The sequence below is a fragment of the Tolumonas auensis DSM 9187 genome (assembly GCF_000023065.1).
Taxonomy (GTDB): Bacteria; Pseudomonadota; Gammaproteobacteria; order Enterobacterales; family Aeromonadaceae; genus Tolumonas; species Tolumonas auensis.
Window position 1 is genome coordinate 346,740 of record NC_012691.1, and the last position, 13,653, is coordinate 360,392.

A 13,653-nucleotide genomic window follows, 5' to 3' on the forward strand; every position below is an offset into this window, starting at 1 on the left:
ACGACGAGGCGCAGGGTTCGGGGCGATATATTGGGAACCAATGCCGCAATATGTCAAGGGTGCACCGAATAACGAATGGATCGGGTTTACAAATAATCTCTGGAAACTGCAACTACTGCAAAAGCGTGATCTATTACTTTCTGATGATATTCGAGCTCTATGGTTTGATCTCAGCCAAGGAGTTATGGATATCGTGGTGAAGCTTTTTATCTTGGCGCAATTAAGAGCATTGGCTATAGGTAAAGAACGGATCACAACAGGGCTGCTACAACAGGTTTATGACGATGACCTGATACCGGTTCATCCAATGTTGGACGCATTACGCTCTGGTATTCCTGAACGTATTGCTCGCTATTCTGATCTCATGGTTCCAGAAATGGACAAAAGGCTGATTCAATTACAACAAAAGATTTCTTCAATTTCGCAAGAAACGCCAGCAACACTCGCGATGAAAGAACTTCCAACCGAAGATGAACAACGTATCTATATGATGCTGCAAGAGGATTATGATTCTACATTACTGGTAAAAACGATCCGTAATGCATTTAGTCAACATCCACAGTTAACCAGACAACAGCTACTTCCTATTATTCTAGAATGGTTAATGACATCGGTTGGCGAAGTTGATACTCCTTCTGAAATCGCTAAGCCAAAAAAACAAACAAGCATCATAAAATCAAAAGATTGGGATACGTTGCAAACTGACAGTTTACGGTATATGTATTCGCAAAATTCCGCTCCAACAGCAATTTACAATGAGATGGTCAAAGCGGGATATATCTTAAAGCTCAGCGACATTTTGCAAAAAGCAGGATAACGCGATGAAATTACCGGCCCCGCATCCTAATGAATTGATTTACAGCACTGTCGCGCGGGCTGGTGTTTATTTCGGTCTGGTAAGCCCCAAACAACTGCTGGATGAGGTATTTGCCGATAGAAAGGTCATCGCCACGCTTGATCTACCCAGCCACCTACAATCAATTGTGGGATTGTTAAGTGGCACTGGACTATATGATTTAGAAACATTGGTGTACAAACACACATTGTTTCCACTTTACGCTCCTTTTGTGCCGGAACACATACGGCAGAAAGCGATAAAGCGCATGTCTGACAGAGCTGATGGTGCGGTTCACTTGATGCTCGGTGTTGCTACATCAAGAATTAAATCTGTCCGTACTTTTCGTTTCTGTCCTATTTGCATGGAACGACAGCTACACACCTATGGGGAATATTATTGGCAACGCGATTGGTTTTTACCTGAATTACCAGTTTGCCCAGAGCATGGTTGTTTAATTGATACGTCTATTCATTTAGATGAGCATCGGCATCAGTTCGTACCTTTAAATCCTGCATGTTTCACAACGAAGACGAGTAATAAATACGTTGCCAATGACCTTCCTCTTGCACTGGCTGCCGCAGAGCTTCTTGAACAACCAGCGCAACAATCACCCACCTTTGCGCAATGGACACATTTTTATCATGAAATTGCTACGGAAAGTGGATGCGGCAGAGGTAAGCAGGTTGATCATGAGAAAATTTTGAATTTAGTGTGTTCTCGGTTCGATATTCGTTATTTGGAAAACAAAGGTTTATTGAAGCAATCACAAAGTAACAGTTTTTGGTTGCGGTCTATTTTTCGTAAGCATCGAAAATCATTCAGTTTTTTTGAACATCTCATCGTGTGGCAAGCGTTAGTCCCTGCACTTTCAGTTTCTGAGATCTTCATTAAAGTCCGTCGATATGCACCCGAAACAGTGCTCAAAAAGAGTCAATCCAGCGTTGATAATGCCATTTCCATATCAGATGAATGTCGAATGTATCGCCAAAAATGGGAAGCATTAGTTTTACAACATGGCGTTAAACCGGCCAGGCATCAAGCGACGGGTGGTTCTTTATATGCTTGGCTTTACCGGCATGATCGGGATTGGTTGCTTACGTTTAATGAACAGCAAAAAAGACCGTTAAAAACGGTTAACAATCGAGTTGATTGGCATTTGCGTGACCGACAATTAGTAAGGCATTTAATCAGAATTCATCTGTTATCTGAAAATCATCCTGTACATCAACGGATGTCTGCCACATGGCTTTTAAATCAATTACCTCATAAAAACTCGGTCGCTAAAAAATTACACAAACTACCACTCACCCATCAATTTTTAGTCCGTTATGCAGAGTCTGTGACGGAATATCAATTGAGACGGATATCTCAATTCATTGTGGAGTCTAGAGAAAAACACATGGAAATAAGACGCTGGAGTTTATTTCGGAATGTGGGGCTGAGCGAACAAAGAATTACACCAGATACCATGAAAATTTTAGATTCACTGACCTATTTATGAATGGAGAAGTTATGGTTCCGATAGAAGGTTTTGATGAAAATGTTCGTATCGTTCATATCGGCGATTTATTTAAAAAAATTGGTACGAAGGATTGGAAAATCAATGTATTCGGAAGTCCTATCCAGGATAAGAAATATACTCGATTCGCTAATTTGCCATTGCTGAGTCGAGACAAAATAATTAATGCAACGAAACCTGATCGTTCATCCGTTGACAGAATCATTCACTTGAGGCCAAAACATCAAATTGAATCAGTATTTCTCAGTGATTTTTCTGAGCTGAGTGATTATGAGTCGGTGGTGCGGGCTGAAGGGACGCAAAAAGCGTTTAAAATCAAACAACGTAATCAGCCCACTATTTATATTCCCCAATTAGAATTAGCCAAAGCAATCTTCTTGATCGATTCGTATCTATGCAGAGCTTGTACGAGCACGACACATTTATCCTTAGAATTTGATGTGAAACCGAAGAATTCTGAGGGACACGTTGATATCCATGTATTAAAAACAACAACGTTTCCATTAGATGCTTTTGATCAGAATGGTACGAGAATGATCCTTGCTTGGCTGCTGACGAATAAGGCTGCATTGCAATCATTTGAAAGTATTTACCGACGGTTAGATAAAGAACGGCAAAGCGATAAAACTTGGGAGCGATGGACGTTTAATTTTGATCCGCCAGATATGACGAATTGGAAATTTCATGTGAAAGGGAAAATGTCTCATAAACAACAAGCCTATTTGGTGCATGAAATTATCGGGGTCGAAATTGATAGTGAAATGCCTGATAGTGTTCAATTTCATAACCCTTCGTTTATCCGACGAAAACCAAAAGAGCACACGGCTCTTGAGGGGGGCGGTGATAGTCAGTCATGGCATGTTAGACCGGATGAATTAAGCATTGATGATATTGAATCTGCATCCGATGAAAACAACACCATTGTTTTAGACGATGGTCGTTTATGGGTTAGTTTCTCTAAACCATGTTCAGTGACCAAAAAAACAAAAGAAAAAGACATCACTAAGGTTAGTGAAAACGGTGACAACGGCATATTAGCAGGGGAAAAAGTAAGCACAAGTGATGCTCACCAAGGCGGAACATTACCCAGTGCTGATGTCGGCGGTAAACAAGATCTATCTGATAAAGAGAAAGAGTGTGCCAGCCGCTTTCAGAGCTTCAATGATATGTTGAAAATACTGGAACATAAGCATGGCTGTACAAAGCTTGATACTAAGATGATTGAATTGCCAAAGGTTGGTCGTTCGCGAAAACATCTCCTTGCTAATGGTCTCCAGAGAGTCATTCAATATGTAAAAATCAAAACAACGAACGTCACCGTCAGGTTACTTGAAATTGATACGTCAGATGGTGAAAAAATGATATCAACGAAAATATTATATGGGGCTGGCGATAAAGATTGGCTAGAGAATTTTAAATCAATACGCGAAGGGGTTATATCCAAAAGACTCTCATGGCCAACTGCCTTACTTGATGATTTGTATGGTGAAAAAGGCCATAAAGGAACGAACCATCCTCAGCATCAAGGTGCTCAGGCGGGGAATATTCCGGTTGATGCTTTAGAAAGTTGGGCTGGGCGTGTATTCGCAGATATAGAAAGGATAAGATAATTATCTTTTCGCCATAGAGTATTTCAACGTCTGAAGCTACGAGCACCAGATGAAGTAATCTTATTCTATTAAATCACTATATTTTGTGAAACAATATGTTTATTGCATATGCTATAAAGGAATGCCTATGGGACGCCCTAAGATCCCCCGGAATATTTGTGGTAAACCAGCGGATAGCTGTTTTAAGCCAAACGGTATTCCAATGAGTGAGCTTGAGCGAATTGATTTAGCGCCGGATGAATTTGAAGCACTTCGGCTGGTTGATTTACAGGGTATGCTTCAGCAGGATGCCGCTGTTGTGATGGGGGTTTCACGCCAGACTCTTGCAAATTTGGTTAAGGCTGCCCGCTGTAAAGTCGTTGACTGTTTAGTGCATGGTAAGGCACTGATGATGCATCAGCCGGATTAACGATTTAACTAACACTCTGTTTACTTACGCATATTCGTTTGCTTTCAATACGTGGAGCCCAGAACTGAAGGACTATATTCCCGATTTTGCTTATTTTCCGGGAAAATAGTCCAATTATTTCAACCTTAACCCTGACGTGCTTTAAAGCGAGGGTTGGTTTTGCAGATAACAAATACCCTCCCTCGACGTTTGACTATTTGACAATCCGGATGACGGGTTTTAGCGCTTTTCAATGAAGATAATACTTTCATGATGATTCCGTGTTATGGGTGATATGTTATAACGTAACATATTAATCATTCTCAGCGAAGTAATTGGACATTATTGTTGTTGATAGGATAAATGGCCGAAGTTTATGCGTACAACTAATGGTAGGCATATCTAAGGTTTACTGGCATTGGGTGCTATACATCACCTCATGGACAATAAGGTTTATTGATAAATGTTATTATTAATTGGGTTAGCTCTGATAGGGTTGTCAGCGGGTGTGTTATCGGGCTTGTTTGGCATTGGCGGTGGTATTTTGATTGTACCGGCGCTGATGTACGGGCTTGGATTTAGTCAGAAATTGGCAACCGGTACAAGTCTCGCTATTTTATTACCCCCAGTTGGCATTGCGGCGGTCATGGAATATTACCGACAAGGTGCGGTTGATATGAAAGCAGCAATGATCATTGCTGTGATGGTGGTTGTGGGAAGCTGGTTTGGCTCAAAATTCTCTGTGGGCATTGATCCAGTTATGATGAAGTTACTCTTCGGTATTTTTTTGATCCTCCTTGGTGGATACATTATTTATGATGCCACATCCGGTTGAGTTCTCAGCCTGGGTATCCTGCCTGCCGTCTATAATCACTTATCAAATTGACAATTAGAATACCTGTTCAGATTGAACAGGTGAGAGATTCTGCTATCTAAAACCGCTAATTAATATTGCATATGCCAATAATTTATTGTTATATGGCATATGCTAATTAATTAAAGGAGAGGATGCATGACCTTCTGGTTGCGTCATATCACGAGGGAACGTTCTGCCTGGCTCTTGCTGGGGCTATCAGCCGTATTTCTCGAAGTGTGTGCTTTGTTGTTTCAGCATGGGCTCGGTTTACGGCCATGCCTGATGTGTATTTATGAGCGCCTTGCCGTGATTGGGTTATTTGGTTCCGCTTTGATTGCGCTGATAGACCCAGCTAAAAGTCTGTGGCGTTGGGGTGGGCTGATCTTGTGGGGGTTGAGTATTTATCGGGGTTTGCAGCTGTCACTCAGACATGTTGATTATTTGCTTCATCCATCACCATTCAATTCTTGTGCATTTTTTCCTGATTTTCCTGCTTGGTTACCGTTGGATATTTGGTTCCCTTGGTGGTTTAAGCCTCTGGCCGAGTGTTCTGAACGTCAATGGAATTTGTGGGGCTGGGAATTACCCCAATGGCTAGTGCTTATTTTTAGTGTTTATCTGATTGTCTGGATTGTCATTGTCGCTGCTAATTTGCTGACACATAAGTATTTGGCTGAATGAGTTTGCTATTTATAAATCGGTATAACGATCTGTCAGTGATGATATAGACACAGGAACTTTTTAAATTGTTTGCGGCACTAGTACATGCGGAGCGATGCATGAGCATAAAAAAACTAAAAAAAGCAGGGCTTAAAATTACGAATCAGCGTATGTCCGTTCTTGATTATTTATCTGATGCGGATGAACGTCATTTCAGTGCTGAAGATATTTTCAGAGATCTGCGTCTGAATGGTGCTGATGTTGGCCAGGCAACGGTATACAGAGTACTTAATCAGCTTGAAAAAGCGGGTATGCTCGAACGGCATCATTTCGAGGGCAGTAAGGCTTACTATGAACTGAAATCGAAAGAGCACCATGATCATCTTGTGTGCCTACGTTGTGGAAAGATAGTTGAATTTTTTGACCCCCTCATTGAGCAAAGACAGAAAGAGATTGCTGAGCAATATGGCATTCAATTGAGTCATCATCATTTGTGTCTGTTTGGTTACTGTTCTGATCCTGACTGCAAACTCAAGAACTGACTTTTTCTGAATAGTCAGTGGGCGTTCATCTGTGGACGTTTACTGCCTGTCTTTAAACCAAAGGTTGAATTTTATTCATTTGTATATTGCATATGCCAAATAAAAGACCTATAGTTTGCATATGCCAGTTACTGCTGTTCCTGATTTTTCGGATGTGAATGTTTGAAAGGCAATGTCGCGTCAGGGAACGGTAGTAATTGGCTACCTCAGGTCAGAACTCGTTGCTGTAATTTGCAGGAAGTTATCAGGATCGGGAAAGACCTCTCAGTTATTTTGATATAGGAGTCACGTCTGATGATTACAGCTATTCCCATGAAGGAAGATCGTGTAGCCAGCCATTTTACTAAGGCTGATAGTTTTGTTTTTGTTAATGAAAACGGAGATGTTTTATCCCGTAAGGCAAACCCTGCACTGAATGCAAATTGTTCAGGAAAAAAAGATCTGCTCGCCATGTTGCTTGCAGAAAATGCTAAGCGTGTGATTGTCCGAAATATTGGTGAGCGAATTCTGGGCAAATTGCTCGAAAGCCAATTTGCTGTATTTCAAACGAGTTGTGGTCGACAAAATGTACAGGAGTTGGTGAGTGCCCAAGCAAATAAGTTGGTATTAATGACCAGCTCATCACAAGGCCGTCAATCATTGAACTATGAAGCTAAACAAGCGAATGGTGGATGTGGTTGTGAGCATGATGGACATGAACCGCATCAATCCTGTTGTGGACAAGACGGACAGCACGAGCATTCACATCATCAACATGGTGCCGGACGTTGCTGTCAGAATCGGAGTGATGCACAAAAAACTGGCCATGGTCATGGCAAAGGGCGTTGCTGTCATTCATGAATATTTGGATTGCCGTTTTAGCGGGTTTTATTTCACTACTGATCATTGCTGTAGCGATGATGGGCTTCTTTTTCTTGCTAACAAAAGCAGTTGAAAAATCAGTTCTATCAGAAGAAAAAAACAACAATGCCGAAAGTGGTAAAGAGACAACTATTCATTTTTGATTTTATGAAATTTATATTTTTTATTGGAATATGCCAAAAACTAAAGTATCCTTTATTTATTAGATGTCCCTAATGTATAGCTCTAACCAAGGAGTTTATAATGACTGAAGCCGGAAATAATGTTGCTATGCCGCGTTTAAATGAAGCCGCACCTTCGTTTACAGCTAAAACAACACATGGCATGTTAAGTCTGTCTGATTACAAAGGTAAATGGTTGATTTTGTTCTCACACCCTGCTGATTTTACGCCAGTATGCACGACAGAGTTTATGGGATTTGCGAAAGCCGGTGGTGATTTTAAAGCTCTGAACTGTGAATTACTGGGGTTATCGATTGATGGTGTTCATGCTCATATTGCTTGGGCGCGTAGCATTAAAGATAACTTTGGCGTTGAGATCAATTTTCCCATCATTGCTGATTTGAATATGGCGGTCGCTCGTTCTTATGGCATGGTTCAGCCAGGGGCTAGTGATACCTCGGCTGTGCGAGCAACATTTGTCATTGATCCTGACGGTGTTTTGCGGGCTATGCTGTATTACCCAATGAGTAATGGCCGTTCTGTCGCAGAGATCCTCCGTCTGGTTAAAGCTTTACAAACCACAGATAACAATGTTTGTGCAACTCCTGAAAATTGGCAGCCGGGAGATGAAGTCATTGTTCCGCCGCCAGCCACGACGATGGCGGCAGAAGCACGTAAAAGCGAAGGCTTTAACTACACAGACTGGTATTTCAGTAAACGTAAATTATAACTCCGTTAAGACGGGGGAGATGTAGAGCCCCTGTCTTCTTTTACTGAGGTCAGTATGAGTAATATCCAGACAGATCATGGCATTGTTGCCGAACAAAGCCGGTTATTGCATTTTCCGGTGTCTTTTTTTTCAATCGTGATGGGGTTAAGCGGAGTAACACTGGCCTGGAAAGCGGCTGGACAACCGACACCAGCTGCTATTCCATTCATGTTGATGTTGTTTACATCACTGGTGATGGTTGTCATCACATCGTTTTATGCCGTGAAACTTTTGCGTTATCCATCAGCTGTACTGGATGAGTTACGCCATCCTGTTCGTCTTAATTTTTTCCCTGCATTTTCAATTAGTTTGTTACTACTGTCTGTGGCTTGGCAGGATTACTCGCAGATTTCATTTGGATTGTGGCTTTGTGGCGCCGTGATTCAATTTTGCCTGACTCTGTATGTCATGAGCAGTTGGATCCATCATTCGCATTACACATTGTCACATGCTAATCCGAGTTGGTTTATTCCCGTGGTGGGTAACATTATTGTGCCTATTACCGGTTCCCATTTTGCTTACACTGAGGTTAGCTGGTTTTTCTTCAGCATTGGTCTGGTCTTCTGGCTGGTGTTGTTGACGATTGTGCTTTACCGCTTGTTTTTTCATGAGCCCTTGCCAGCCCGTTTGACGCCGATGTTGTTTATTCTTCTGGCACCACCATCCGTTGGATTTGTTTCATACAGTGGCTTGGTGGGCGGATTAGATAACTTTGGTCGGGTCCTCTATTACATTGCTTTGTTTCTCAGCCTGCTACTCTTCAGTAATGTGCTGCGTTTTATCCGCCTTCCATTTTTTCTTTCTTCATGGGCATATTCCTTTCCGGTTGCTGCATTGACGATAGCCACGAAGAAAATGTTTATGTTTACCGCGTTACCTCTTTTTAACGTTTTATTTATGGCATTGATTTCCATATTGTCGCTTTTGGTGCTGTGGCTTGTGGTCAGAACCTGCAAAGCAGTTATTGCCGGTGAATTGTGCCGACCTGAATAAAAACAATGTGGTTGCTTAAATTATTCATTATCTGACTTGCAGGAATCGACTATGACTAAAATTGTGATCATCGGTGGTGTTGCTGGCGGTGCATCGGCTGCGGCCAGAGCGCGTCGTTTATCAGAAACCGCAGAAATTATTGTGCTTGAACGAGGAGAATTTGTTTCTTTTGCGAATTGTGGTTTGCCCTATCACATCAGCGGAGAGATTGAAGCCAGAGACGCCTTATTGCTGCAAACACCAGAGAGTTTCCGCCACCGGTTTAATGTGGATGTTCGGGTTTTCAATGAAGTTATTGCTATCGACAAACATAAAAAAGAAGTCACAGTGCGTCGGGTTTTAACGGGGGAAATCTATCAGGAATCCTACGATAAGTTATTGCTGAGCCCTGGCGCTTCACCGGTTAAACCGCCGATTCCTGGTATCAACAGTCACTATGTCTTTAGTCTGCGTAATATTCCGGATATGGATCAAATACTATCTTCCTTGTTACTGAATCAACCACAACATGCCACTGTTGTCGGTGGTGGTTTTATCGGGCTGGAAATGGTTGAGGCATTACACCATCGTGGGATCAAGGTGACATTACTGGAGTTGTCCGATCAGGTTATGGCGCCGGTAGACCGCGAAATGGCCAATATGCTGCATCAGGAATTGGTCGAGAAAGGGGTCGATTTACGCCTGAATACCGGATTGGCGGCAGTGACAGAGCTGGAGATCCAACCTGCAGAGCCTGAGGCAACAGGTGAATATGATAAGCAAATTGAACATACCAACACGCTGGAATTGATGTTGAGTACCGGCGAGATGCTGAAAACCGGACTGGTTGTGCTGGCGATTGGTGTCAAACCCGAAACCATGTTGGCAAATCAAGCGGGTATCGAGTTGGGTGCCCGAGGTGGGATCAAAGTTGATGCCCGGATGTGTACTTCTGATCCTGACATCTTTGCGGTTGGTGATGTGGTTGAAACCGAAGATTTTGTGACCGCATTACCTTCGCTGGTGCCACTTGCTGGCCCTGCAAACCGTCAAGGGCGTATCGCTGCGGATAATATGCTGGGGCGCCGCGAAATATATCGACGTACACAAGGTACATCTATTTGTAAGCTGTTTGACATGGCGATCGGCAGTACGGGCTTGAATGAAAAAACGCTGAAACGCCTAAAACTGCCTTATGAAAAAATTTACGTTCATACCGCCAGCCATGCCAGTTATTACCCGGGTGCGCATCCGGTTACGTTGAAATTATTGTTTAATCCGACGGATGGTGAAATTTTAGGCGCTCAGGCGGCTGGGCTGGATGGTGTAGATAAACGCATCGACGTCTTGGCCGTTGCTCAGCGAGCGCGGATGAGCGTTTATACATTGCAGGATCTGGAACTCACCTATGCTCCGCCCTTCGGTTCAGCCCGTGATGTTGTCAATCAGGCTGGCATGGTGGCATCAAATATTCTTAAAGGTGATGAAGCGGTTTGCCACTCGGAAGAGTTATTACTCGGCGCGTCAGATCAAATCGTATTAGATGTTCGCAATCCGCCTGAATTGGAAGCATCCGGCACTTTCCCTGATGCCATCAATATTCCACTGGATCAATTGCGTCAGCGGTTACACGAATTGCCGAAAGATAAAGAGATTCTGGTTGCCTGTCAGGTTGGTTTACGAGGGCATGTCGCCTGCCGGATGTTGATTCAACACGGGTTTAAAGCCCGCAATCTGACCGGTGGATTCAAAACCTATCAAATGGTCACCACAAAATTTTAATAATTTCTGTTTATAAATAAGGAGTCATCATGGCTAAAAGTTACAAAGAAATTAATCAGGATCAACGGCAGTTCGGTTCGGCATATCGCAAGGCCAGCCCGGATACCATGAATGCTTTTTTGGCTTTGCACAAGGCGGCGATGGTTGAAGGCGCTGTCAGTATTAAGCATAAAGAGCTGATTGCTACCGGCATTGCTATTGCAGCCCGTTGTGATGGTTGCATTGGCGCGCATGTCGCGGCAGCACTGAAAGCTGGCGCAACAAAACAAGAACTGATTGAAACAATCGATGTGGCTGTATTGATGGGCGGTGGTCCGGCGATTATTTATGGTACACAGGCACTGGCGGCGGTCGAAGAGCTCTCTGCCGAATAACTCAGTGATATTCAGGAAGGCGATATCCTTCCTGATCTGAAAGCAGGAATAGCATGAAAACCTATCAGGCATGTCTGCAAAGCCATGCACATTGTGTTGTGTGCAGTGACGGCTCAACTAATCCGCATTCACTGCAACTAAGTTTTAAGCAGATCACCGAAAATGAAGTTGCGGCAGATTATCAGGTCGATAAAAAACATCAGGGCTATACCGATTTATTACACGGCGGCATCGCTAGTACGTTACTGGATGCAGCGATGACGCACTGTTTGTTGTCGAAAGGGATTGAAGCGCTGACAGCAGAGCTGAATGTCCGTTTCCATACACCGGTCTTGGTGGGAGATTCAGTTCAGGTCATCGGTCGATTAATCAGCCAGCGGCGTGGCATCTATCTATTAGAAGCGACCTTATCGGTGGCGAAACAGATTTGTGTTAAAGCCACCGGAAAATTCATTCAGCCTAAAGGGGGCGTGATCTAGCGTGAGTTGCCGGTTTGAGTTAACTGTCATTTGTGATAATCATGCCAAGAATGAATTACTTTCAGAACATGGCCTCTCGTTTCATATCCTGGCAGATGGATTGACAATTTTGTTTGATACCGGCGGTGGTGAGACATTGCTGCCTAATGCGATGAAATTGGGTATCGATTTGGCAAATTGCACGCATCTGGTATTAAGTCATGGTCACTACGATCATACTGGTGGCATTGCTCAAATGCTGGCGAAAAATACGCACTGTTCGGTGATTGCGCACCCGTTTATTCTGTCTGAGCGCTATAGCCGTCATGCTGATCGCCCCGTTAAACGGATCGGTATGCCTGTGAGCGTACGGGCAGTATTACAACAGTTAGATCCGGTACGGTTGCATTGCAGTCCGGTTGCTTCTTTTATCAGTGATAACATCGGTATCACCGGCTTTATTCCCCGCACTCATGTATTTGAAGATACCGGCGGGCCGTTTTATCTTGATGAGACGGGGCAGTTTGCAGACCTGATCCCGGATGATCAGGCGTTATGGATCAACACACCGCAAGGGCTTGTCGTTATCTTAGGCTGTTGTCATTCCGGAGTGATCAATACGGTTGAATACATTCGTCAGCTCAATGATGGCGCCAGTGTCGCTGGTATTATTGGCGGGCTGCATTTGCTGCATGCCTCTGCTGAACGGCTTGAACAGACAATAATTTATTTGAAAAAGCTAAAACCGCAGTTCATCTATGCAGGGCATTGCACAGGAGATGACGTTATTGTTAAGTTGCGGGAGAATTTGCGGGACACTGCAGTTGGCCAGTTTTTCGCTGGTATGCAAATAGGCACCGAATAACAAGATTTATTAATCATAGGAATAAAACTATGTTCAGAGTATTTTTATTATTTACAGCATTAACTGGCTGTTTTACGGTCAGCGCTAAAGAGTGGTTGATTGATGTCAGAACTGCTGCTGAGTACACCATTGAGCATGCTGATGGTGCGGCGAACATTGAATACCAGCAGATAGTGATTGGAGCACAGCAGGCCGGTATTGAAAAGCAAGATACGGTGCATCTGTATTGCCGATCCGGTCGTCGAGCTGAGATTGCCAAAGAGTTATTAATACAAAATGGATATCAAAAGGTGGAAAATCTGGGTTCATTGCAAGACGCAGAAAGCTGGGCTAAAACCTCGCATCTTGCCGTGGCGACTAATCACTAATACCGCGCTACTTTTTCTGACCAATCAACAAAAAAACAGGGAAATCAACTTCCTGACCGTTGATGATTTTCCTGTTTACAAATCCGGTACAGGAATGGATGACATTCAGACCAGAATTCTGAAATTCCTGCTTAATTTCAGCGCGTTCAAAGCCATGGTGCGGAACAGTTTCCTTACTGTGAAATAAGCCATCTTCCTTATCTAAATCACAGATACAGAGATAGCCTTCAGGATGTAGCGATTGACTAAGATCAGCAATAGTTTGCTTATGATCTGCGATGTGATGCAGCACCATCGAAGAAAAAATCAGATCATAACGGTCAACAATCTTGGCAACATTCAGGTCTACTATTTTTGCTGACGTACAAGCAGATATTTTCAGCTTATTTTCTACTTCAGATAGCATACCGCGAGAGGTATCGCTGAAGGTCATTTCTCCCACTTTTTCAATGAGATTGAAACCAAGCAAACCTGTGCCACAACCAAATTCCAGCGCTTTGGTTGCTCGTGTTAAAGGGATCGTCTGTTCTATTATTTGGGCAATGGCCTTAGCCTGCGCAACCCGCTGGTGCTTTGTATCCCATTCTTTTGCGGCGTTATCAAAAAAGTCTGACATATCAAAAGTTAGTG

18 protein-coding genes are annotated in these 13,653 nt (G+C 43.2%); 16 read left to right on the plus strand and 2 right to left on the minus strand.

What is annotated here, in order from left to right; genetic code table 11:
* Positions 1-604 precede the first annotated feature (604 nt).
* From TOLA_RS17040 to TOLA_RS01620, 4 genes are all read left to right on the plus strand, one after another.
* Positions 605-817, plus strand: a complete 213-nt coding sequence (locus TOLA_RS17040) for a hypothetical protein (protein WP_425358052.1) — start codon at positions 605-607, stop codon at positions 815-817.
* 4 nt (positions 818-821) lie between these two features.
* Positions 822-2,339, plus strand: coding sequence for a TnsD family Tn7-like transposition protein (locus TOLA_RS01610; RefSeq protein WP_012728535.1), 1,518 nt, complete (start codon positions 822-824; stop codon positions 2,337-2,339).
* A gap of 11 nt (positions 2,340-2,350) precedes the next feature.
* Positions 2,351-3,967: a Tn7-like element transposition protein TnsE gene (locus tag TOLA_RS01615; RefSeq protein ID WP_012728536.1), complete on the plus strand. Its 1,617-nt coding sequence runs from the start codon at positions 2,351-2,353 to the stop codon at positions 3,965-3,967.
* 127 nt (positions 3,968-4,094) lie between these two features.
* Positions 4,095-4,376 (plus strand): DUF134 domain-containing protein, encoded by a 282-nt coding sequence (locus TOLA_RS01620; RefSeq protein WP_012728537.1) that lies wholly within the window; start codon positions 4,095-4,097, stop codon positions 4,374-4,376.
* A 125-nt stretch (positions 4,377-4,501) separates the two neighbouring features.
* On the opposite strand, the gene ykgO is transcribed toward TOLA_RS01620, so the two are convergent.
* Positions 4,502-4,627 carry a type B 50S ribosomal protein L36 gene (ykgO, locus tag TOLA_RS16425; RefSeq protein WP_012728538.1) on the minus strand — a complete coding sequence of 42 codons (126 nt, stop codon included), beginning with the start codon at positions 4,625-4,627 and terminating at the stop codon, positions 4,502-4,504.
* A 191-nt stretch (positions 4,628-4,818) separates the two neighbouring features.
* On the opposite strand from ykgO, the gene TOLA_RS01625 reads away from it, so the two are divergent.
* The 12 genes from TOLA_RS01625 (at position 4,819) to TOLA_RS01675 (ending at position 13,023) form a co-directional block, all read left to right on the plus strand.
* The gene (locus TOLA_RS01625) at positions 4,819-5,190 is read left to right on the plus strand and encodes a TSUP family transporter (protein WP_012728539.1); all 372 of its coding nucleotides are present in this window, start codon (positions 4,819-4,821) and stop codon (positions 5,188-5,190) included.
* A 177-nt stretch (positions 5,191-5,367) separates the two neighbouring features.
* Positions 5,368-5,892 carry a disulfide bond formation protein DsbB gene (gene dsbB / locus TOLA_RS01630; RefSeq protein ID WP_012728540.1) on the plus strand — a complete coding sequence of 175 codons (525 nt, stop codon included), beginning with the start codon at positions 5,368-5,370 and terminating at the stop codon, positions 5,890-5,892.
* Positions 5,893-5,990: 98 nt separating this feature from the next.
* Positions 5,991-6,413, plus strand: a complete 423-nt coding sequence (fur, locus tag TOLA_RS01635; RefSeq protein ID WP_012728541.1) for a ferric iron uptake transcriptional regulator — start codon at positions 5,991-5,993, stop codon at positions 6,411-6,413.
* A gap of 294 nt (positions 6,414-6,707) precedes the next feature.
* Positions 6,708-7,253 carry a NifB/NifX family molybdenum-iron cluster-binding protein gene (locus tag TOLA_RS01640; protein ID WP_012728542.1) on the plus strand — a complete coding sequence of 182 codons (546 nt, stop codon included), beginning with the start codon at positions 6,708-6,710 and terminating at the stop codon, positions 7,251-7,253.
* Complete coding sequence (locus TOLA_RS16750; protein WP_012728543.1) at positions 7,250-7,417, plus strand: hypothetical protein; 168 nt, start codon at positions 7,250-7,252, stop codon at positions 7,415-7,417. Before TOLA_RS01640 ends, TOLA_RS16750 begins: the two co-directional genes overlap by 4 nt.
* Positions 7,418-7,517: 100 nt before the next feature.
* Positions 7,518-8,165, plus strand: a complete 648-nt coding sequence (locus tag TOLA_RS01645) for a peroxiredoxin (protein ID WP_012728544.1) — start codon at positions 7,518-7,520, stop codon at positions 8,163-8,165.
* Between the two features lie 54 nt (positions 8,166-8,219).
* A complete protein-coding gene (locus tag TOLA_RS01650; protein ID WP_012728545.1) occupies positions 8,220-9,197 on the plus strand; it encodes an SLAC1 anion channel family protein in 978 nt (325 codons plus the stop codon).
* Positions 9,198-9,248: 51 nt separating this feature from the next.
* Entirely contained in the window at positions 9,249-10,958 is a 1,710-nt protein-coding gene (locus tag TOLA_RS01655; RefSeq protein WP_012728546.1) for an FAD-dependent oxidoreductase, read from the plus strand.
* Positions 10,959-10,987: 29 nt separating this feature from the next.
* On the plus strand, positions 10,988-11,332 hold the full coding sequence (locus TOLA_RS01660; RefSeq protein ID WP_012728547.1) for a carboxymuconolactone decarboxylase family protein: 345 nt from the start codon (positions 10,988-10,990) through the stop codon (positions 11,330-11,332).
* A 53-nt stretch (positions 11,333-11,385) separates the two neighbouring features.
* Complete coding sequence (locus TOLA_RS01665) at positions 11,386-11,811, plus strand: PaaI family thioesterase (RefSeq protein ID WP_012728548.1); 426 nt, start codon at positions 11,386-11,388, stop codon at positions 11,809-11,811.
* A 1-nt stretch (position 11,812) separates the two neighbouring features.
* The gene (locus TOLA_RS01670) at positions 11,813-12,655 is read left to right on the plus strand and encodes an MBL fold metallo-hydrolase (RefSeq protein WP_012728549.1); all 843 of its coding nucleotides are present in this window, start codon (positions 11,813-11,815) and stop codon (positions 12,653-12,655) included.
* 29 nt (positions 12,656-12,684) lie between these two features.
* Positions 12,685-13,023 (plus strand): rhodanese-like domain-containing protein, encoded by a 339-nt coding sequence (locus TOLA_RS01675; RefSeq protein WP_012728550.1) that lies wholly within the window; start codon positions 12,685-12,687, stop codon positions 13,021-13,023.
* Between the two features lie 7 nt (positions 13,024-13,030).
* Here TOLA_RS01675 and TOLA_RS01680 read toward each other — a convergent pair whose 3' ends face one another.
* Positions 13,031-13,639: a class I SAM-dependent DNA methyltransferase gene (locus TOLA_RS01680; RefSeq protein WP_012728551.1), complete on the minus strand. Its 609-nt coding sequence runs from the start codon at positions 13,637-13,639 to the stop codon at positions 13,031-13,033.
* Positions 13,640-13,653 lie beyond the last annotated feature (14 nt).